Below are 21,194 nucleotides of genomic sequence, written 5' to 3'. Positions count from 1 at the left end.
CCTCACAACATTTTTAGAGCATGTCCAAGAATTTGCCGGAAATGATCTTTGCATCTTCCTCAGAACGGCAGATAATTAAACAAGTATCGTCGCCGCCGATCGTCCCGAGTATTTCTTGCCAATTTAGATTATCAATCAATGCACAGATTGCCTGGGCATTACCTGGGAGCATCTTCATAACCAGTAAATTGTTGGCTGAGTCAATGCGTACAAATGCATCGACAAGGATTCTCTTTAATTTTTGAAGTGGATTGAAACGTTGGTCGGCCGGCAGACTGTATTTATACCTTCCATCCGTTAAAGGAACTTTTACAAGGTGAAGCTCTTTAATATCCCTAGAAACAGTAGCTTGAGTTACATTGTATCCAGCTAATTTCAATTCTTCAACTAACTCATCCTGGGTTTCAATATCATTATTCGTTATAATGTCCCTTATTTTTATATGTCGTTGTCCTTTATTCATAAGTAGAAGCACCTCTTCTCAACTGTTGCTCATTTAATGGTAATGGTATCACTTTCATTTCTTACTTAAGCAGGCTGTCCCACTATGGGATTGCTTCGGTCATCAGTACGTGCAAATAGGCCGCTATAGAAAATGGCTAATATTAATGTTATCGGATTTTTATGCAATTGTACAACTTTTTCTCTAAAAATGAATACAAGTCTATTATTTGTACTTACCTATTTTATGTATCCACCGATAAATGATCCAAGTTCATGACGCACAATGTATAGTTAAAAAGCTCCTTTAGCCAACCATTCAGCCAAAGGAGCCCATACAAAGTTCTAGCTATTCTTTTTTAAATTGGGCATGGGCATCTCCAACGATGTCATCAACCGTTTTCGAAAGCAATATTGCTCCTTCTTCCTTCGACCCTTGCCAGTGTAAATGAAGTAAGAATTCAATATTTCCATCACCGCCGGTAATCGGTGAGAAGGAGGCATCCTTAATATCATAGCCTTCCTTTAAAGAAAAAGAAATGATCTTATCCAACACTTGTTTATGGATTTTGGGATCACGAACAATCCCCTTTTTACCCACTTGATCCTTCCCAGCTTCGAATTGCGGTTTAACCAAGGCAACGACATCACTATTCGGGACGAGCAAGGTCTTTAGCACCGGTAAAATTAACGTAAGCGAGATGAAAGAAACATCAATGCTTGCAAAGTTTGGCATCTCCCCATCGAGATCGGCGGGTGTAACATAACGGAAATTGGTCCGTTCCATTACTTTTACCCGCTCATCCTGTCTAAGCTTCCAGGCAAGCTGATTATAGCCGACATCAAGCGCATAAGACATTATGGCGCCATTTTGCAAAGCACAATCCGTGAACCCACCAGTTGATGATCCTATATCAAGCAGTATTTTTCCATTCACTTGCAAATCGAATTCCCTTAATGCCTTCTCAAGTTTAAGACCGCCTCTTGAAACGTAAGGCATGACTTTTCCTTTGATCGTAAATTCGAGATCGACCGGCACTTTTTCCCCCGGTTTTTCGTACCTTTCTTCATTCGCGTAGACAAGGCCAGCCATAACCATACGCTTCGCTTTTTCACGTGTATCGGCCAAGCCTTGTTCTACAAGTAATACATCTACTCTTTCTTTCATCACTTTCATATTGTCAGGCCCTTTTTTCTTTTTTGGGTGTTATCATTTTAATCTTTTTGATGGCTGTCTCAGTCGTTAAACCGATTTCTTCAAGAAGCTCATCGACACTTCCATGTTCAATGAAATAATCAGGTATTCCCATTCGATCTATAATTGCCCCATAAAATCCTTGATCATGAGCATATTCAAGTACAGAGCTACCAAAACCACCTTGAAGAACCGCTTCTTCTATTGTCAAGATTGGCATTTTTTCACCAAGGAGACTGCTTAGCATGTTCTCATCCAAAGGCTTAATGAACCGGGCATTGATCACCTTAACTGAATAATCCTCTTTCTCCAGCAATTCTGCCGCTTCAAGAGCCATGGGAATCGTTGTTCCGAACGTTAAGATGGCAGCATCCGTTCCTTCTTTAAGAACTTCCCACGAACCGATTGGAATCTGCTTTAATTCGGTATCCATCACAACTCCCCAACCATTCCCACGAGGGAAACGCATAGCAATCGGACCATCATTATAGTTTAAGGCTGTATTGACCATATGCTGGCCTTCGTTTTCATCTTTAGGCATCATCAACACCATATTCGGAACATGGCGCAAGAAAGCAATATCGAAAACGCCTTGATGCGTTTCACCATCGGAACCAACCAATCCTGCACGATCGATCCCTATGAATACGTTCAAATTTTGACGGCAGATATCATGAACGACCTGGTCATAAGCTCTTTGCAGGAAGGTTGAATATATAGCCAGGAAAGGTTTCATTTTTTGCGTTGCCAATCCTGCAGCAAAAGTTGCAGCATGCTGCTCGGCAATCCCTACATCATAGAAACGCTCTGGGAACTCTTGAGAAAAGCCCACCAACTTCGATCCTACAGGCATTGCAGGTGTAATCGCGACAATCCGCTCATCGTCACGAGCTAGCCTGCTGACAGTATCGCTTACAAGAGCGCTCCAAGCAGGACCTTTACTAGGGGATTTAACGAAATCGCCAGTCTCGATCTTATATGGGCCTGTCCCATGCCAGTTCCCTGTTGTATCCAATTCGGCAGGTGAATATCCTTTGCCTTTTTTCGTGATGACATGCAGCAGTACAGGTCCCTTCGTTTTCTTGGCATATCTTAAATTCTCCAGCAATTCTTCATAATTATGACCATCTACTGGTCCAAGGTATGTGAAACCAAGCTCTTCGAAAAAGATTCCTGAAACCAATAAGTACTTCATGCTATCCTTCAAGCGTTCCGCTGTAGCTGCAAGTTTACCACCGACTGCAGGAATTTTTTTCAAAAGCAGCTCCAATTCATCTTTTGCCCAGTTATATTTACCTGCTGTCCGCAATCTTCCCAATACCGTGTGTAAAGCACCTACGTTAGGGGCTATGGACATTTCATTATCATTCAGGATAACGATCATGTCCTTTTTTTCATCACCGATATGATTCAACGCTTCAAGCGCCATTCCGCCTGTTAGTGCACCGTCCCCGATTACAGGCAAAATAAAACTGCTTTCACCTTTGATATCACGGGCAGCCGCCATTCCCATTGCAGCTGAAAGGGAAGTCGAACTGTGACCTGTTTCCCAAACATCATGGGGGCTTTCAATCATTTTAGGAAAACCGCAAAGACCTTTATATTTCTTTAAGGTGTCGAACTCTCCTGCTCTGCCAGTCAGGATTTTATGGACATAGGATTGATGTCCGACATCCCATAAAATTTTATCATTCGGACTGTCGAATTCTTTATGCAAGGCTATAGTCAACTCGACGACACCTAAATTGGGCCCAATATGCCCACCGGTCACCGATAATTTTTCCACAAGGAATTTACGTACTTCCACACTTAACTCGACAAGTTCTTCATTATTCATCTTCTTCAAAAAAGAAGGGTCTTTTATAGATAGAAGATCCAAACAGGACCACTCACTTTCTGTAATTTTCGGTTGTAAGCATAAACAAAGCCTCATTAAAGAGGACTATGGATGACTAGACCGAAAAATTGGTTTTAAGTTAAAAAATAGCCGCCAACACCCAGGTGATTTCGGCGGCTTATTATACCTATTTTATCACGTATCTCAATAAAAAAATTCATTTTGATTTTCTCATATTTTTGCACAATGAGTATACCATAAAACCTCAATTGATAACAAATTTAGCCACAATCAATGATTACGGTTTGCTATTAAATCAGTTAGTTCATTCAACAAACCCGTTTGTAAGGTTGTTTTTCCTAAAGCGGCATGGGCAAGTTCTATATGATGTTCCAACTTTTCCTTTGCCCCTTGAAGCGTAAGTAAAGATGGATATGTGCTTTTATGATTCCCCACATCACTGCCAACCGGCTTGCCGATCAACTCGACTGACCCTTCAATATCCAGAATATCATCGCGAATTTGAAAAGCAAGCCCCAGGTGGTATGCAAAGTCACGTAAATGCAGTTGCTGTTCTTCATTCGCCCCGGCTAATATAGCACCGGAAAGGATGCTTGCAGTCAATAACTTCCCTGTTTTATGTTCATGTATATACTCCAATTCCTGAAGGGTCAACTGTTTATTTTCACCTTCCATATCCGCAACTTGACCTCCAACCATTCCTTCGGCTCCGGCAGAATTCGCAATTTCACTTACTAGGTTCAGCTTCATTTCAGCCGTCACCTCGGGATCGATCATATCCGTCACCAATTGAAAGCTATATGTAAGAAGCGCATCACCTGCCAGTATTGCTACCGCTTCACCGAACACTTTATGGTTCGTCGGTTTTCCGCGGCGGAGATCATCATCATCCATCGCAGGAAGATCATCATGAATCAAAGAATATGTATGAATCATTTCAATGGCAGCCGCTGCAGGAATCCCCATCCTCAAGTTTTTTCCAAAGGCCTCCAGAACCGCAAAGACCAATAACGGGCGAATCCGTTTACCTCCTGCCTCCAGTGAATAGATCATGGCTTCTTTGACCACTGCCGGAGCTTTAAGTTTATTTACATATTCCACGATTTCCCGTTCTATAACCGCCTTATATTCTTTAGAAAACATTTCAAAGGACGCCGTACCCATGTCATTCTTCCTCCTGTACAGCGAAGTTTTCAAGTTCCCCATCTTCGCGTAAAATTTGAGTCAACTGATCTTCAACAGCCTTAAGCTTTGAATGGCAAAGCCTTGATAAATCCATTCCTTGTTTATATATGGAGATGGCTTCTTCCAGGGGTACATCGCCTTCTTCCAACTGCTCTACAATTTTTTCGAGATTCTCCATCGCTTCTTCAAATGTAGCTTCTTGTTTTTTTGTCATGGTTCAATCCGCTCCTTTATTTCTTTAATTTCACATTCAAGTGTTCCATCTTTTATCGAAACCGCTATCTTATCCCCTTTGGATACTTGCTGTGTACTTTTCACTAATGTCTCATCCTCAGCAAAAACCAAACCATAGCCCCGTTCCATGATTTTTAGTGGACTGAGGGCAGTTAAAGTGGCTGTAATATGGACGAACTGCTGTGATTTTTGCCGATAGATGGCCTCCATGGCCCTCCGTAAAACCTTTTCATGCTGCTGTAATTCATCTTTCGCATTTTTTACCGCTTGTTCAGGATGCTGCTTTTTCAGAATATCGTTCAGCTGATTCAGCTCATCTCTCTTTTTCATGAAATATCGCGTGCTGGTCCTACCTAACCTGTCCATCGTCTTGTCTAGCTGTTCAAGCTTCTGTTCATACATTTTATGTGGATAACGGAAGGCATAAGACCTCTCCAGCCTGGTCAAACGGGTTCGTTCAAAATTCACCGCTTCTTGAATGGATCGGGTCAATCGGTTCTTGCGGTTCATCAGGCGTTCGAGTATTTCATTCAAGTGAGGAACCGCTAACTCTGCTGCACCAGTCGGTGTAGGAGCACGCATATCGGCGACAAAATCAGCAATTGTAAAATCGGTTTCGTGACCGACAGCAGAAATTACCGGTATATCGGAATCATAAATCGATTCAGCCACTATCTCCTCATTAAACGCCCATAGTTCCTCTATCGACCCGCCGCCCCTTCCGACAATGAGAACATCGCTTTCCGCCCTTGCGTTAGCCATGGAAATTGCCTTGGCAATCGATTTAGCTGCATTATTCCCTTGTACAAGTGCTGGATAAACGATGATCCTGGCGATTGGATATCTCCGCTTGATGGTTATCAGGATATCTCTTAATGCAGCTCCGGTCGGCGATGTTATGACACCTACAGACTTAGGGTACTGCGGGATCGGCTTCTTGTGTTCGGCCAAAAACAAACCTGCCGCCTCCAGCTTTTTCTTCAGCTGTTCATAAGCAAGATACAAATCCCCCACACCATCAGGGGCCATGCTTTTCACATAAAGCTGATACTGTCCCCCTGCTTCATATAATGATATATCGCCCTTAACAAGTACCTTCATACCATTTTCGGGCAGGAATTTCATCCCTTTATTATTGGCGGCAAACATAACGGAGAGGAGTCGGGCCTTCTCATCCTTTAAAGTAAAATACATATGTCCGCTTGTATGTTGTTTAAAATTCGAAATTTCACCTTTTATGTATACATTTTGCAAATGGGGGTCGGCATCGAACTTCCTTTTGATGTACTTCGTTAAAGCCGACACACTCAAATATTGTTGGTTGCTCATATAATGTCTCCTTCCGATGGAAATCGGATATAAAGAAAACCGCCTATAGATTACACTAGAAACTTGATCAATCCATGAATGGAAAAAAGCGGTCTCCCGTTATTATAAAACAAGAGGTCCGCTTCTTTAAAATAATTTAACGTTTTTTTCAGCTTTTTAATGCTTGCTCGTTCTGTTCAAGTGCTTTTTGAGCAGATTTGACCGTATTCTTCATAAGCATCGTAATCGTCATTGGACCAACGCCTTTAGGAACAGGTGTAATGTATGAAGCCTTATTTTTCACTTCATCAAACGCCACATCACCGCAAAGCTTCCCTTCATCATTTCTGTTCATTCCGACGTCAATGACGACTGCGCCTTCTTTAATATGGTCACTAGTGATCGTGTCCCTCTTTCCGACAGCTGCCACAACGACATCGGCTTGCTTAGTATAATAGGCAAGATCCTTTGTCCGTGAATGACAGTATGTAACGGTTGCATTTGCATTTAAAAATAATTGTCCGGCTGGTTTTCCGACGATATTACTTCTCCCTACGATGACAACATGCTTACCTTCAAGGTCATAGTCGATATACTCAAGCATTACCATGACGCCATATGGAGTACAAGGTAAAAATGCATCTTGCCCCGTCATCATCCGCCCAATATTAATCGGGTGGAATCCATCAACATCCTTTTCAGGCGAAATCGCTTCAATGATCGCTTTTTCCTGAATATGTCCAGGCAAAGGCAGCTGCACCAATATACCATGAATGCTGTCATCCTGGTTTAATTCAGCAATGCTCTGAATTAATTCCTCCTGAGAGAGTTCCGCAGGCTTTTTAATCAATACGGAATGCATGCCCAAGTCATCACAGGCCTTTTGCTTATTGCGCACATAAGTTTGTGATGCTTGATTGTCACCCACCAGGATTACTGCCAAACCCGGAACGATATTTTTTTCACGTAATTGTTGAACTTCCTTACTGATTTCCTGCCTAACTGACTCCGCAATTTCTTTACCATTAATGATTTGAGCTGACATGTGTTTATTCCTCCCAAGTTAATTTCGCTAAAGAAATTGCAGTGAGAATCCTTGTTCAAGGCTGCAACTTTAGCTGCCGCTTTTCACCTTTACTTTAGATAAAACGGCATTTACAAAGCTGCTCGATTGATCATCACCGAATTTCTTAGCAATTTCAATAGCTTCATTCATTGCAACACTTACAGGAACATCTTCACTGTGAACCATTTCATAAACCGCGATCCGCAGTAAATTCCGATCAATGTTCGCCAGTCTTTCCAACGTCCAATTCTCTAAGTTGTCCCTGATCATTCCATCAATTTGTTCTCGATTTTCCGTTATCCCCATTACTAATTTCCTGAAATATTCATCAGTTGGGGCACCATCCAGTACGCTTTCCATTGCTTCTTCTGCATTCGAGTTGGCAATATCTATCTGATATAGTGCTTGAAGGGATTTTTCACGGGCTTCTCTTCTTTTCATAATCTTACTCCTTTAACATCTACTATTATATATGAAAATGCTAGAACAAACGAACATTAAATAACATTTTTTCAAAAATATTAAGATTTTCGCTATTTTTTTTAAAAATCAAGCTAAATCCCACTAAATTCAAGGCCAAAAGACTCAATATCTTGAATCAAGATAACATCTCAAGATTACTTTCCAATTAAACGGCCAACACAGTCCCATACTTTTTGAAAGTGTCAAAAAGCTCATGCCTAGCTTTCATGCTCATATTTCACCTTTTACACTCTAACAGAAATCACCCTTGAATTAAAGGGAAACTTCCAGACACCGCCTTATTATGTTCATTTAAATTTAATATTATAAGCAGGCTCAAAATTCGGGGTATCATGGAGTATACATTCAAAAAAACAAAAACCCGGCTTTTTGCCGGGTTTTTGCAGGTGTGAATCGAATGAAGCCACTTACACTTCTTGTTCGTAATCCGCTTCTTGTTTAGCGTTTTCAAACGCAATGCCCACTACATGAATGTTCACTTCGCCAGCGTCGATAGCGGTCATATTCAACAAAGCTTCACGAATGTTATCTTGCACTTCCTGAGCAACTTTCGGAATTGAAACACCAAACTTCATGACACAATAAAGTTCGACTTTGATGGATTCTCCCGTTAAGTCCACTTTAACACCTTTACCGTGGTTCTTTTTACCAAGCTTTTCAACAACACCCGTAGCGAAATTCCCGCGCATATGTGCAACACCTTCAACTTCCGATGCAGCGATACCCGCAATTACCTCTATCACCTCAGGCGCAATCTCCACTTTGCCCAGCCCACTATTATAATCATTCATTTCGAGTAATTGGCCTTCCATTTCACTCATTCAAAAGCACCTCCTGTCTTCCTTTACATTATGAGTTCATTACATCATATATTTCAAGGAATTTGGTATTAAATTCTCCGGAAACAAATTGTTCATGTTGAAGTAACTTAATATGGAAAGGAATTGTGGTACTGATCCCTTCAATGACAAACTCACCTAAGGCGCGTTTCATCTTCTCGATCGCCTCTTCTCTAGTCGATGCATGGACGATCAATTTAGCGATCATGGAATCGTAATACGGCGGTATCGAGTACCCAGGGTATGCCGCGGAATCCACACGAACTCCGTAGCCGCCTGGCGGTAAATACATTTGAATCTTACCTGCGGAAGGCATGAAATTCTTTTCTGGATTTTCCGCATTTATCCGGCATTCGATAGACCATCCGTTAAAAGTGACATCTTCTTGTGAAAGCGAAAGTTTGTTACCTGAAGCAACTTTGATCTGTTCTTTAATCAAATCCACGCCCGTTACCATTTCCGTAACTGGGTGTTCAACCTGGATACGTGTATTCATTTCCATAAAGTAGTATTTTCTATTCACATAGTCATAAATAAATTCTACTGTTCCGGCACCTGAATAGTTAACGGCAAGTGCAGCCGTTACTGCAGCCTGCCCCATTTCCGCACGTGTTTCACCATCCAACGCTGGTGACGGGGTTTCTTCAACAAGTTTTTGCAAACGTCGTTGGACCGTACAATCACGCTCACCTAAATGGATGGCGTTGCCATGATTATCAGCCATGACCTGTATTTCAACGTGACGGAAGTCCTCGATGAACTTTTCAATATACACGCCAGGATTCCCAAATGCCGTCGCGGCTTCCTGTTGCGTGATGTTAATGCCTTTAATGAGTTCTTCTTCCGTCCTTGCGACACGGATACCTTTACCGCCTCCGCCAGCAGTAGCTTTGATGATGACTGGATAGCCCATTTCATTAGCTAAGGCTACACCCTCATCCGTATCTTTAATTATGCCTTTAGAACCTGGTACGATCGGTACACCAGCTTTGCGCATGGTTTCCCTTGCTACATCCTTTGTTCCCATTTTATTGATCGCTTCGGGGCTAGGACCGATGAAAATGATATTGCATTCACGGCATAGCTCAGCAAAGTCGGCATTTTCAGCAAGGAATCCATATCCTGGATGAATTGCATCAGATCCCGTTTTCTTGGCTGTGCTGATAATGTTCGTTGTATTTAAATAACTGTCTTTTGATAATTTAGGACCGATGCAATATGCTTCATCCGCAATTTGAACATGTAATGCTTCTTTATCTGCTTCTGAATAGACTGCAACAGTCTCGATTCCTAATTCCTTGCATGCCCGGATGATACGGACAGCAATTTCCCCGCGATTGGCAATTAATACCTTTTTAATCATTTAGAAACAGCTCCTCATTCCGGCTTTACTAAAAATAATGGTTGACCATATTCTACAAGTTGCCCTTCTTTTACAAGGACTTCAACGATTTCACCGCTTACTTCAGCTTCGATTTCATTGAAAAGTTTCATGGCTTCCACGATGCAGACAATGGAATCCCCCGTTACTTTATCGCCTGTTTTTACGTATGCAGGTGAATCCGGTGCAGGAGATTGGTAGAATGTTCCTACCATCGGAGAAGTGATTTTATGTAAATTTTCCTGTTCGATGACGGCAGCAGCAGGTTTTGCAGGCTCAACAGCTTTCGGCACTGCAGGGACCGCTGCGGGCTTGACCTCTACAGCTGCATTGGCTTGAACAACATCTGGAGCAGCTACTGATTGTAATACTGTACCCGTTTCAGTTTTTTTCAATTTAATTTTCGTTCCTTCATTTTCAAAAACGAATTCACTGATATTTGATTGATCGACTAGCTTAATAATTTCACGAATTTCTTGCACTTTCATTTTGTGGCACCCCTTGTCTAATTTAATATGAGTTTGTGAGGCAATAATATTTTATGTAACCTTACCCTTAGCTTATCCTACTTTGTCCAATACTGCACAAAGTAGCCGCTTTCTTTATGCGAATGCGAATAAACTGAATACAAACCTCATCTGTATTATAACAGATTTTTCACTTTCTCAAAATATTGTTTCCCTAAGAGAAATGAAAAGTTTATGACCAGCTTCTAACATCATACAATATTAGCTTATACAAATTCAATGATAGATTAGTTGTAACTTATTATCCGTACTTCTATCTTACACCTTTATTATAATATTGTGAATATTTTTCACCTGGGGCACCTTAACGCCTTCTCTTGAATTTCGCATTTAATTCCTAAAAAATCAGCAATAATATCCAGTTTAATTACTTTTCTAGAATATTTCGGATGGTCGTAATCACCATTTTTATTTGAGTTCCTTATGCCAATTGACATAAAAAAAACTTTTCCTCTAAAGTTTCCAGATTGTAAGATAGTTAAAAAAACATAATAAAAAAAGCCTCCTTTTTTTTATTAAGGGGGCTTTCAAAATTTTATGATGTTGAACTGTTCTGTATCAGCATTATTTTCTGTAAGTGTGTTTACTTTTCCGGTTGGAAATCGACTACAACATTTTGTGCATCGCTCACTTCTTTCCTTACGAGGCGGATAATGTTATTGGCCTCTGTTTTCGTCTGTTTATCAGCCTTGACACTCACCTTTACATCCGTACCGTCCACCCGGACCAGTGCGGCATTGTAATCCATGGCAACTATTAAGTTTTCGATGATATTTTCTTTTACTTTCGTTTCACTTAATTGTTCGATTTTTGCATAAGCCTCGTCTCTTTCTTCAGCTGATAGTTCTGTATTGCCCATCTTTGCAGTCAATTCTTCATTCAGCTTCGCCCGTTCATCTTCAATCTGCATCCTTAACGATTCGAACTCATCTCCAGATGCAATGGTTACAGAGGAACCTTCTGTATTTTTGGACGTTTCTTTTTCACTTTTATTTTCCTCTTTAGTATCTGCTTTGTTCTCTGTTTTAGTTTCTGTTTTATTTCCTTCCTGTTGCTCTGTTGCCGTCATATCGGCGGCATTTTCTTCAGGAGCGGTTAAATAATAGACTGAAAGCACAACGACCAGACTTAGCATAGTCAATAACCAAACGGTTTGTTTTTTTAATAACATGTAGATTTTCCCCCTTATTTTTTAGGCATGACAGAAACCCTGTGACTCGGTACATCAAGTGAGCGTGTGACAGCCTCGATGATCCACTTCTTTATTTGAATGTTTTCGGCCCCTTTAGCGACAACCAGAACTCCTCGTACACTAGGTTTTTTCGTTTCCGAAATGATCGGTCCTTCTTTTTCACCGCTCTTGACCAAAACTAGCTGTTCATCAACAGATGTGTCTTCGACCGTCCTTTTGCCGCCTTCCTGGTCGGTTTCTTCAGTGACTTGTTTTTGGGTGACTTTGTTTCTTTCATATACTTTTTTCTCAGATGCATCGACGTAAATTACGACTTTTACATCCTGGACGCCTGCGATGGATTCAAGCGCTTCCTTCATTTCATTCTGAAGATATATTTCATAGTCTTTTGTTGTCTTGAATTCTGATTTCTTCTGCCCGAATGTTTCAACATCCCCCTCATCATCCTGCTGTTTATCATTATTGAATACAGTCTTCACTTCAGGTGTTTGTCCAGTCTGGTTGGTGGTTAACAAATTCCCGGCCATCATGATTCCCGCTCCCAAAAGGACAACTATTAGAGCATAGACATACAGGGAAGGTTTTTTTTCCTTAGGCTCTTTTTGGTCAGGGTCTTTATTTAATAGTTTTTGCAGCCAGGATAATGGACCTTTGTCTTTGTTCAATACTCAGTCACTTCCTTTCCCCGGCGATTTCAATGATTTCTTCATCAACAGACCAACTTGTTGCCAGAAACCTTTTGACAGCATCCAGATTGGCATCATTCGAAGTGGATGGGCTATCTGCATTGATATCAACCTTCGCTACTGCCTCTATCTCCGAGTTTTCTTTCCCTTCTGCCTTTTCCAATGAGATGGTTATGTTCTGCAGATCATCAACACCCGGTTCTTCCTCATTCTTGACCCCTACATCAATTGAACTAATCTTCATGTTATAATCCACCATCAGCTCCTCTTCCACTTCTGCCTGTAAGTCAACAGCCATTTGTTTTAAAATATATGCACCCTGGGTAGCTTGTATTTCTTTTTTCTTCATTTCTGTCAAATTTCCTAAATCTTTTTTTTCCTGATCCTCAAATTCACTAGTAGCCGCAGTGAGAATATCGTCGAAATCCATATTGAATAATCCCAATATAGGAGTGATGATGATCGCAATCAGTAAAAGTCCGATGACCATTTTTGCATACTTCTGTAAAGCTGAATTCGGAAGAAGCATATCAATCACAGTAGCCAGCAATACAAATATGATGATGTTGGATACCCAGCCAGCTAAAAAACTCACCAAGCCCTCCTCCTTTCTAACGAACCATCAGGGTAATGTTTCCAGAGGCGATAATTACCGTGACACTTAAAAAAAACATGAGTGAGACAATGGCCAATGCAGCGAAAATATAAATCATGCTTTTACTTATAATGTCAAGGCATTTTATAACAGGTCCTCCGCCCAGCGGCTGCAAAAGACTCGCTGCCAATTTATATACAAAAGAAATCATCAAGATTTTTATGGCGGGAAATGTGGTAATGAGCAAGAGAATGATGACGCCTGACAAGCCCACTGTATTTTTCAATAGGACCGAGGCACTGATGACGGTATCCGTTGCATCGGTAAACATGCGCCCTATTACCGGTATAAAGTTACCTGTCACGAATTTGGCTGTCCTGATGGTCACTCCGTCAGCTACAGCTGAGGATGCTCCCTGAACGGAGATCACACCAAGGAATATGGTCATGAATGCTCCAAGGATACCGATGGCAAAATTACGGAGAAGTTGTGCCATCTGAGTCACTTTGTAATGTTCGGTCAGCGTGCTGACTATGCTTAAAATCGCTGCAAAGAATAATAACGGAAGGACGACAAACTGGATCAAGATGCCGCTTGTATTCATCAAAAACATCAATACCGGATGAAAGAATGCTGCCGATACAAGTCCGCCTGAAGCAGCTATCAATGCCAAGAGTAAAGGGATGAGCGCCATTAAAAAGGAAATCATCAAATCTATCGTATCTTTTGTATATTCCATCGCCACATGAAAACTGTTAAGTGCCAAAATGATCAGAACCATATAAACGATTGCATAAGCGACCTTACTTACGGAGCTTTGCTCGAACGCATTCTGCAAAGATTGGAGGAACATGCTGAAAACGGTTAATAAAATGAGTGATCCCAGCAGCTTTCCATTCACGAGCAGTTCATGAAAAATGAATTTTGTCATTCCCTTTATCCATTGCTCAAAGGAAAATTTCTTATCGCCGCTTACAAAATCCATGAAGCTCCCTTTCTGGCTTTCCGGTAAGAATCCTCCGTATTCCGTAACGATGTCATCCCAATATTGTTTGAGTTCATCAACACCAAGCCTTTCTATTTGGGCTTGTACCAGTTCGGACTGCATGATCGGCTCTTGATCGATTTCACCATTTTCTGGATTTTCGGCAGCTTGTCCAATAGATGCATGCAAAAAAAAGAGTAAAACGAATAGAATGGATAAGTAAGGCATCCGCTGCTTCATACATTCACCTCATTGACTAGTAGGAGTAATCCATTAACTAGGGAGCATCTGTAAAATCGTTTCGATAATGACCGTCAAAATCGGAATCGCCATGGCAAGAATCAAGATTTTTCCGCTCAATTCTATTTTGGAAGCGAGCGAACCTTGCCCCGCATCTTTTGTAATTTGAGAAGCGAATTCTGCAATATAGGCAATTCCGATTATTTTTAAGATGGTCTCTAGATACACGGTATTTACATTCGCATTAACTGCAATTTTTTCTAACATTAAAATGATTTCGTATATTTTATCAGCTAAAAAAAGAAAGATGGAGCATCCTACAAAAACGACCAGCAGGAATGCGAAATTTGGTTTTTGCTCTTTAACGATCAGTGCCAAAAAGGTGGCAACTAGGGCAATGGCCACGATTTTTATGATTTCAATCGCGAATCCCTCCCTTACTGAAATAGAAATACAGATTTAATTTTTTGAAATAAATCCTCTACAACAGAAGCAACCATGAATAAAATATAGATAAATCCGAAAAGTGTCACCCACTGGGCATATTCCTTCTTCCCAACCTGATCGAGTATCGTGTGAAGAAATGCCACAACTAGCCCAACACCCGCTATTTTAAATATGATGTCCACATCAATGCCCATTTTCATTCCCCCCACATATTCCTACATCAGCAAGATGATCAATAATAGCCCTGATAAAAAACCAAGACTTTTCATCATTTTTTCATATTTTCCCTGGCGGTCGAGTGCATCGCTCTCTTCCCGTTCCAAGTGTGCCATCGTTAGCATGATTTGCTTTTGCTGATGATATTTATCGCTTTTTCCAAGCGTCTCCCCAAACTGTGAAAGAATCTCGAATTCTCCCTGTTGTAAAGCAAGGGATTGCCATATTTTCTTCAAACTATCATCCCATGCTTCTTTGACGGTGGTCTCACCTGACTCGAGTCGATTTGCAAATGTATCGAAAAAGATGGATAAAGGTTTGGCCATCTGTTTAGAAAGTTTCCTTGCTGCTTCTTTCAAAGGTGTATGACCATACATGATTTCAGCTTCAAGCGATTGCATGGCGACTTTCAGCTGTCTCAGTTGACGAGGCCTCATACTTAATTTTTTCGCAGCTTCGAAACCTGCCCATGTCGTTGCAATAATAATTATGGCTGCTCCTATTATCTTAAACATGCGGGCTCACACCTTCCCCCAAGAAAATGGGAACCCCCGCTGCATCAAGGACTTTGTAGCTCCTCTTACCGGATTTACTTCTCTGTAATTCTATAAAACGTTCAAAGATGTTTTGCTTTAATATTTCCGCGATAAAAGGTCGCTTCTTAATCTCACCCAGTGTATGGCCATGTGTGGTTATCATGAGTTTAATACCTGCATTCACCGCTTCCAGCACAGCCTGTGTATCCTCTGCACGACCTATTTCATCCACGATCAATACATCCGGGGACATTGAACGGATCATCATCATCATCCCTTCCGCTTTAGGACATCCATCGAGCACATCAACCCTTGTTCCAAATTCGAGTTGCGGCACTCCATGAACACATCCGGCAATTTCCGAGCGCTCGTCCACTATCCCCACCTTTTGAGGAGCAATGCCGCGTTTTTCATTACCACTGGATATCATTCTTGCAATATCACGTAATATGGTCGTTTTTCCCGTTTGCGGAGCACCGATCAACATAGTATGCTGCCATTCCCCGTCATATAAATATGAAGTGAGTGGTTCAGCTGCACCTATTTTTTCACGTGCAACCCGAATATTGAATGAGGATATATCCCTGATCGCTTTGACCGACCCATTTTCAAGGATCACCTTCCCAGCAAGCCCCACCCGATGTCCGCCCGCTATGGTTATATAACCCCGCTTTAATTCTTCCTCAAGTGTATATAACGAAAATTGACCTATTTGATTCAACAATTGATCTGCATCCAGATGGGTCACTTCATAGGAAAAGAAGTATGGTTCCCCTCCTACAATGACCTCAAGCGGCCTTCCAACCCGAATTCGCAGCTCTTCCATCTTATCGATCATCATCGGTGTCATACCCCGGAGTTGCTCGTTTAATTTTTTCGGTAAAAAAGAAAGAATCGTTTCCATTTTGACAATCCTCCTGTATACACCACTTTCAATAAAATATATGCCGACAAGCCCATAATGATGACAGGCTATTAAAGAAACAGACCTATTATTGATTTTTTATATCTTCCGAGATCAAAAAAAAAACAAAAAAAGACCGAGAAATTAATCTCGGTCTACAGACTGTAGACAAATTCGAAGAAAACGAGTTTGCCTAAGTTTTTTTATGGCTTGTACAATTTGGACGTTGATTGGAACGTAGGGCACTCGCTTTCCGCGGGCGGTCCGGGAGCCTCCTCGGCGCCTTTGCGCCTGTGGGGTCTCCCTTGGACACGCTTTTCCCGCAGGAGTCTCGTACCTTCCGTTCCCAATCAACTTTGGTTTAACATTAAGATAGACCCCTTCCTACAGTCTTTTTAAAATAGGCGGATGAAAAAACTTGAGGTGATAAGGATTCTTTTTAAAACATGATTCTATTCAGCGAGATCAGCTTGAAATGATTACTTTAGACCAAATGGTGCCAGCTTGTAAAATGGAGATTAAAGAGGGCTATCGTGTGTACAAATCATCCTAATCCATTTGTGCGACTCGTTCATTTTTATCACAGTGTACAGAAAGTAAGGACCATCAGAAAGTGGTGACACTCCATATTTGGCAAGAATAAATGGAAGAAGCAGATCATCTGCGTCATCATGAAGTCCAATCCAATAAAAAATCAAAAAGGTTTCGGAATAAGACCATTCCGAAACCTTTTTGTCTACAATTTGAGGCCGAGAAATTAATCTCGGCCTCCTTTCATTTATGCACGTGATACGTAAGAACCTTCATTAGTGTTGATCAATAATTTGTCACCTTGGTTGATGAAGAATGGAACTTGAACCGAAAGGCCCGTCTCAAGTACGGCTGATTTCGTGCCGCCTGAAGATGTATCTCCTTTAATGCCCGGCTCAGTCTCCGCCACTTCAAGTTCCACTGTGTTTGGAAGCTCGACCCCAAGTGTTTCCGCTTGGAAAGTCATGATATGTACTTCCATATTTTCCTTAAGGAATTTAAGTTCACGTTCAATGCTTGAAGCAGGCAGTTCGATTTGGTCATACGTTTCGTTATCCATGAATACATGGCTATCTCCACTTGCATAAAGGTACTGCATCTTGCGGTTTTCGATATGTGCTTTAGCGACTTTTTCACCAGCACGGAATGTTTTCTCTTGGATTGAACCTGTACGAAGGTTACGAAGTTTAGAACGTACAAAAGCTGCACCTTTACCAGGTTTAACATGTTGGAACTCGATAACCTGCCAAATTCCATTATCTACTTCAATTGTAACACCCGTGCGAAAATCGTTTACAGAAATCATAAATTTGTCCTCCTACATGTACATGTTTACAGAATGATTAACTCTTTGGTTGAATGAGTAAGTGCTTCGTTACCTTCAATTGTAACGATTGTATCATCTTCAATCCGCACTCCGCCTACACCCGGTAAGTAAATGCCCGGTTCAACGGTTACAGCCATACCTGGTTCTAAAATGATATCAGACCTTAAGGATAATGCTGGACCTTCATGAACTTCAAGACCGATTCCATGTCCGGTCGAATGACCAAAATACTGCCCATATCCCTTTTCTTCAATTAGATTACGAGTTAGTGCATCCGCTTCCCTGCCAGTCATACCAGGTTTGATCCCAGCCATTCCTCGCAGTTGAGCTTCCAAAACAATGTCATAAATATTAATAAGTTCTTCACTTGGCTTGCCAACTGCTAATGTCCGAGTGATGTCAGACACATACCCGTTATAGTATGCCCCGTAATCCAATGTGACAAAATCGCCTTTTTCGATGATTTTATCCGTAGCCACTCCATGCGGAAGTGCGGACCTTATTCCGGATGCTACAATGATATCGAAGGAAGAAGAAGTTGCCCCTTGTTTCCTCATAAAGAATTCAAGTTCATTGGATACATCCAGTTCCGAGATCCCTGGACGCAGGAAATCCAGAATATGTGTAAACGCAGCATCAGCAATAGCAGCCGCTTCCTTTAATATCTTAATCTCTGATGAAGTCTTTATCAAGCGTAAATTCTCAATAACACCCGACACCGGCGAAAGTTGACCATCAATGGACGCTTCGTATGCCTTATATGTAGCATAAGTCAGGTGCTCTTGCTCAAAGCCCAGCTTGCCGATATTCATCGCTTTAGCCTGCTTGCCTACTTCTTCGATGATGGTTCCTTTGTGTTGAACGATCTCATAATCCGGTGCCTGCTTGCCCGCTTGTTCCACGTATCGGAAATCAGTGATGAATTTAGCTTCTTTTTGGGAAATAAGGACAACGCCTGCACTTCCCGTAAAGTTGGTCATGAATCGGCGGTTATATGTACTGGTGATCAAAAAACCATCAATGCCCACCTTTTCCATTGAGGCCCTTAAGCGCATTAGTTTATTCATTTAATTTCTCCCCTTTGCAATCTTTGTGACCGCCTGCAATGCCAATTCATATCCGTGTATCCCCAAGCCGACAATCTGTCCCGCCGATACCGCCGCGGTCACTGATTCATGCCGAAAGCTTTCACGGGCATGTATGTTCGAAATATGCACTTCCACCACTGGAACATCAATTCCGGCTATTGCATCACGAATCGCATAGCTATAATGAGTAAAAGCTCCAGGATTAATGATAATCCCGTCGATCCCATGATCCTCTGACCAATGGAGCTTGTCGATAATTGCTCCTTCATGGTTAGTCTGAAAAGAGGTTAATTCCACATTTAACCCTTGAGCTTGCTGCATTAATTGCGCTTCCACATCCGCAAGCGTCGAGGATCCATAATGCGCAGGTTCCCGCTTCCCCAAGCGATTTAAATTCGGACCATTGATTAGTAAAATTTTTGTCATCATCAAACACCTGCTCATGTTAAAAGAATGCTTTCCATGAACATTCTATCATAATTACAAATTGTCTTACTACTTTTTTACAACCAAGAAACAATCAGCTTTCCGATTGCTTCTCGGCTTTGTTTTTTTGACGTATATACTCCTGATGATCGTATGATATAGAAAACCCTATAAAAAGACCGTATATAATAAAAATGCAGACACTTGTTATAACCGTATTTGCTGACATCTTAGAAAAGGTTGGCAAATCGACGAACATCGGTCTTAGGACAAATACCAGCAAAGCCCAGCAAACCACTCCGAAAAAAACACCCGAAAAAATACTCTTCATCCTTTTAAAAAGACTATAGTATATAAAAGCGATCCCCACGGATAGAATTCCGAATAAAATTATGGTCATTACCGTACCGAGCCAATGATCGATCCAGGTCATGTTGGACCATGAAGTTAGTATGAATTTTGGGCTAAAATCCATAAAATTAAAATAATGGGCAATGATTCCGATAAAACTGGCTAAAGCCCCCCCAACAAAACCGACAGCAAGTACATTGTAGATTAACATGCTTTGATATTCCTGTTGAATTTGTCCATTTTCATTAGAAGACATATCAATCACCTCCGCTACGTAGTATGCCCTTTGTTAATTAGAACTATTTTTTTTTATTCTTAGGAAGGAGAATCACTAGAGGTTTTGTGATTTATTCTGTATGATTAAATCATAAATAATCTACTTTTTTCAGAGGAAAATACCCATCCTCTGTTGAAGATTATAATGTACACAGGATACTATCTTCCTGTGATTCAACATTCATAAAGTAATCGCAGGGTTAAAGCTTCCATTCAATTTTATTGGAACACCTTTAAACCCTTGTGATGCTTGATAATAAACATGTTAGCACCCTTGAGAGAGCTACGTGAATAACTATTAGGTTGGTGTAGAAATGTCTGAGGTTCAAAAACCCGTTTATGGAGGGCAGGCTGTAGTGGAAGGCGTCATGTTTGGGGGCAAACATCACACAGTCACTGCGGTACGCCGCAAAGATTCAACGATCGCTTATTATCATTTACCGCGTGAATCGAAGCCTGCTGTAAAGCTTATGAAAAAAATACCGTTTCTACGGGGGATCGTATCATTGATCCAGTCAAGTGCCACCGGCTCGAAACATCTGAACTTTTCCACAGAACAGTATGAAGAAGAAGACGGGGAAAAACAGGTCGAAACGAAACAAGAAACGAAAGAACCCTCTAAATTAAGTCTTTGGCTAGGTGTTGCCGTGATCGGTGTGATCTCCTTCCTATTTGGGAAATTGCTTTTCACCTTGGTTCCTGTCTTCCTCGCAAAATTGACAGAACCCATTTTCAGTGGCCATACGGCTCAGGTATTAGTGGAAAGCTTGTTCAAGCTGATCTTACTGCTCGTATATATTTATGTAGTTTCCTTGACGCCATTAATCAAGCGGGTCTTTCAATATCACGGAGCTGAGCATAAGGTGATCAATTGCTTCGAAAGCGGAAAAGAATTGACTGTGGCAAATGTGCAGGCAAGTTCCCGCCTTCATTATCGCTGTGGCAGCAGTTTTATTTTATTTACTGTCATTGTAGGGATGTTTATCTATCTTCTCGTACCAACGGATCCGTTATGGGTTCGTGTCGTCAATCGCATCTTGCTTATCCCCGTCGTGCTAGGCATTGCCTTCGAGGTATTGCAGGCAACGAACAAATTAAAGGATATTCCTGTTCTGCGCTACCTTGGTTACCCTGGACTTTGGCTTCAGTTATTGACGACCAAGGCTCCCACCGATGATCAAGTCGAAGTTGCATTAGCATCCTTTCATGAACTGTTAAGGATGGAAAAAGAGACAGAAAAAAGTTTAGAATCCGATGTAATTGTGTAAAACATCTATACACATTTTGATTATGGAAAATCATATACTAACTATGGGAATGCCTTTTACTTTTTTTCAAATATTTTACATTAACAATGTTTAAAATAAGCTAAAAATGC

Annotated in this window: 24 protein-coding genes; 1 reads left to right on the top strand and 23 read right to left on the bottom strand. The window is 41.2% G+C overall.

Annotated features, from left to right (window positions below; genetic code table 11):
• Positions 1–13: 13 nt before the first annotated feature.
• From ahrC to FNK51_RS14800, 23 genes are all read right to left on the bottom strand, one after another.
• Positions 14–463, bottom strand: a complete 450-nt coding sequence (gene ahrC / locus FNK51_RS14915) for a transcriptional regulator AhrC/ArgR (RefSeq protein ID WP_034308279.1) — start codon at positions 461–463, stop codon at positions 14–16.
• A gap of 327 nt (positions 464–790) precedes the next feature.
• The gene (locus tag FNK51_RS14910) at positions 791–1,618 is read right to left on the bottom strand and encodes a TlyA family RNA methyltransferase (RefSeq protein ID WP_141993854.1); all 828 of its coding nucleotides are present in this window, start codon (positions 1,616–1,618) and stop codon (positions 791–793) included.
• Between the two features lie 4 nt (positions 1,619–1,622).
• Complete coding sequence (gene dxs / locus FNK51_RS14905; protein WP_098369845.1) at positions 1,623–3,515, bottom strand: 1-deoxy-D-xylulose-5-phosphate synthase; 1,893 nt, start codon at positions 3,513–3,515, stop codon at positions 1,623–1,625.
• Between the two features lie 249 nt (positions 3,516–3,764).
• Positions 3,765–4,658, bottom strand: coding sequence for a polyprenyl synthetase family protein (locus tag FNK51_RS14900; RefSeq protein ID WP_098369844.1), 894 nt, complete (start codon positions 4,656–4,658; stop codon positions 3,765–3,767).
• 1 nt (position 4,659) lies between these two features.
• A complete protein-coding gene (locus FNK51_RS14895) occupies positions 4,660–4,893 on the bottom strand; it encodes an exodeoxyribonuclease VII small subunit (RefSeq protein WP_034308286.1) in 234 nt (77 codons plus the stop codon).
• Complete coding sequence (gene xseA / locus FNK51_RS14890; protein WP_141993853.1) at positions 4,890–6,242, bottom strand: exodeoxyribonuclease VII large subunit; 1,353 nt, start codon at positions 6,240–6,242, stop codon at positions 4,890–4,892. The genes FNK51_RS14895 and xseA overlap by 4 nt, the downstream gene beginning before the upstream one ends.
• A 148-nt stretch (positions 6,243–6,390) precedes the next feature.
• Positions 6,391–7,266 carry a bifunctional methylenetetrahydrofolate dehydrogenase/methenyltetrahydrofolate cyclohydrolase FolD gene (gene folD / locus FNK51_RS14885; protein ID WP_141993852.1) on the bottom strand — a complete coding sequence of 292 codons (876 nt, stop codon included), beginning with the start codon at positions 7,264–7,266 and terminating at the stop codon, positions 6,391–6,393.
• A 69-nt stretch (positions 7,267–7,335) separates the two neighbouring features.
• Positions 7,336–7,728 (bottom strand): transcription antitermination factor NusB, encoded by a 393-nt coding sequence (gene nusB, locus FNK51_RS14880; protein WP_098369841.1) that lies wholly within the window; start codon positions 7,726–7,728, stop codon positions 7,336–7,338.
• A gap of 449 nt (positions 7,729–8,177) precedes the next feature.
• Positions 8,178–8,582, bottom strand: coding sequence for an Asp23/Gls24 family envelope stress response protein (locus FNK51_RS14875; protein WP_222620245.1), 405 nt, complete (start codon positions 8,580–8,582; stop codon positions 8,178–8,180).
• Positions 8,583–8,619: 37 nt separating this feature from the next.
• Positions 8,620–9,972: an acetyl-CoA carboxylase biotin carboxylase subunit gene (accC, locus tag FNK51_RS14870; protein ID WP_141993851.1), complete on the bottom strand. Its 1,353-nt coding sequence runs from the start codon at positions 9,970–9,972 to the stop codon at positions 8,620–8,622.
• A 14-nt stretch (positions 9,973–9,986) separates the two neighbouring features.
• Positions 9,987–10,478: an acetyl-CoA carboxylase biotin carboxyl carrier protein gene (gene accB, locus FNK51_RS14865; protein WP_141993850.1), complete on the bottom strand. Its 492-nt coding sequence runs from the start codon at positions 10,476–10,478 to the stop codon at positions 9,987–9,989.
• Positions 10,479–11,100: 622 nt separating this feature from the next.
• Entirely contained in the window at positions 11,101–11,688 is a 588-nt protein-coding gene (locus FNK51_RS14860; protein ID WP_098369838.1) for a SpoIIIAH-like family protein, read from the bottom strand.
• 14 nt (positions 11,689–11,702) lie between these two features.
• The gene (gene spoIIIAG / locus FNK51_RS14855) at positions 11,703–12,374 is read right to left on the bottom strand and encodes a stage III sporulation protein AG (RefSeq protein ID WP_063233088.1); all 672 of its coding nucleotides are present in this window, start codon (positions 12,372–12,374) and stop codon (positions 11,703–11,705) included.
• Positions 12,375–12,381: 7 nt separating this feature from the next.
• Positions 12,382–12,990 (bottom strand): stage III sporulation protein AF, encoded by a 609-nt coding sequence (spoIIIAF, locus tag FNK51_RS14850; RefSeq protein ID WP_098369837.1) that lies wholly within the window; start codon positions 12,988–12,990, stop codon positions 12,382–12,384.
• A gap of 16 nt (positions 12,991–13,006) precedes the next feature.
• A complete protein-coding gene (spoIIIAE, locus tag FNK51_RS14845) occupies positions 13,007–14,215 on the bottom strand; it encodes a stage III sporulation protein AE (RefSeq protein WP_098369836.1) in 1,209 nt (402 codons plus the stop codon).
• A gap of 33 nt (positions 14,216–14,248) precedes the next feature.
• A complete protein-coding gene (spoIIIAD, locus tag FNK51_RS14840) occupies positions 14,249–14,638 on the bottom strand; it encodes a stage III sporulation protein AD (RefSeq protein ID WP_094246647.1) in 390 nt (129 codons plus the stop codon).
• Between the two features lie 14 nt (positions 14,639–14,652).
• A complete protein-coding gene (spoIIIAC, locus tag FNK51_RS14835) occupies positions 14,653–14,856 on the bottom strand; it encodes a stage III sporulation protein AC (protein WP_034308319.1) in 204 nt (67 codons plus the stop codon).
• A gap of 21 nt (positions 14,857–14,877) precedes the next feature.
• Positions 14,878–15,393 carry a stage III sporulation protein SpoIIIAB gene (gene spoIIIAB / locus FNK51_RS14830; RefSeq protein WP_098369835.1) on the bottom strand — a complete coding sequence of 172 codons (516 nt, stop codon included), beginning with the start codon at positions 15,391–15,393 and terminating at the stop codon, positions 14,878–14,880.
• Entirely contained in the window at positions 15,386–16,318 is a 933-nt protein-coding gene (gene spoIIIAA, locus FNK51_RS14825; protein WP_141993849.1) for a stage III sporulation protein AA, read from the bottom strand. Before spoIIIAA ends, spoIIIAB begins: the two co-directional genes overlap by 8 nt.
• A gap of 778 nt (positions 16,319–17,096) precedes the next feature.
• A complete protein-coding gene (efp, locus tag FNK51_RS14815) occupies positions 17,097–17,654 on the bottom strand; it encodes an elongation factor P (protein WP_034308328.1) in 558 nt (185 codons plus the stop codon).
• Between the two features lie 26 nt (positions 17,655–17,680).
• Positions 17,681–18,742 carry a M24 family metallopeptidase gene (locus FNK51_RS14810; protein WP_141993847.1) on the bottom strand — a complete coding sequence of 354 codons (1,062 nt, stop codon included), beginning with the start codon at positions 18,740–18,742 and terminating at the stop codon, positions 17,681–17,683.
• A complete protein-coding gene (aroQ, locus tag FNK51_RS14805; RefSeq protein ID WP_141993846.1) occupies positions 18,743–19,189 on the bottom strand; it encodes a type II 3-dehydroquinate dehydratase in 447 nt (148 codons plus the stop codon).
• A gap of 94 nt (positions 19,190–19,283) precedes the next feature.
• On the bottom strand, positions 19,284–19,796 hold the full coding sequence (locus FNK51_RS14800; protein ID WP_141993845.1) for a YqhR family membrane protein: 513 nt from the start codon (positions 19,794–19,796) through the stop codon (positions 19,284–19,286).
• 334 nt (positions 19,797–20,130) lie between these two features.
• Between FNK51_RS14800 and FNK51_RS14795 the strand changes: the two genes are divergently transcribed.
• Complete coding sequence (locus FNK51_RS14795) at positions 20,131–21,084, top strand: DUF1385 domain-containing protein (RefSeq protein WP_098369831.1); 954 nt, start codon at positions 20,131–20,133, stop codon at positions 21,082–21,084.
• Positions 21,085–21,194 lie beyond the last annotated feature (110 nt).

The sequence above is a fragment of the Bacillus sp. B4EP4a genome (genome assembly GCF_006680105.1).
GTDB lineage: Bacteria > Bacillota > Bacilli > Bacillales > DSM-1321 > Peribacillus > Peribacillus simplex_E.
The sequence above is the reverse complement of the archived record's forward strand: the minus strand, read 5'-3'. Positions and strand labels throughout refer to the sequence as shown.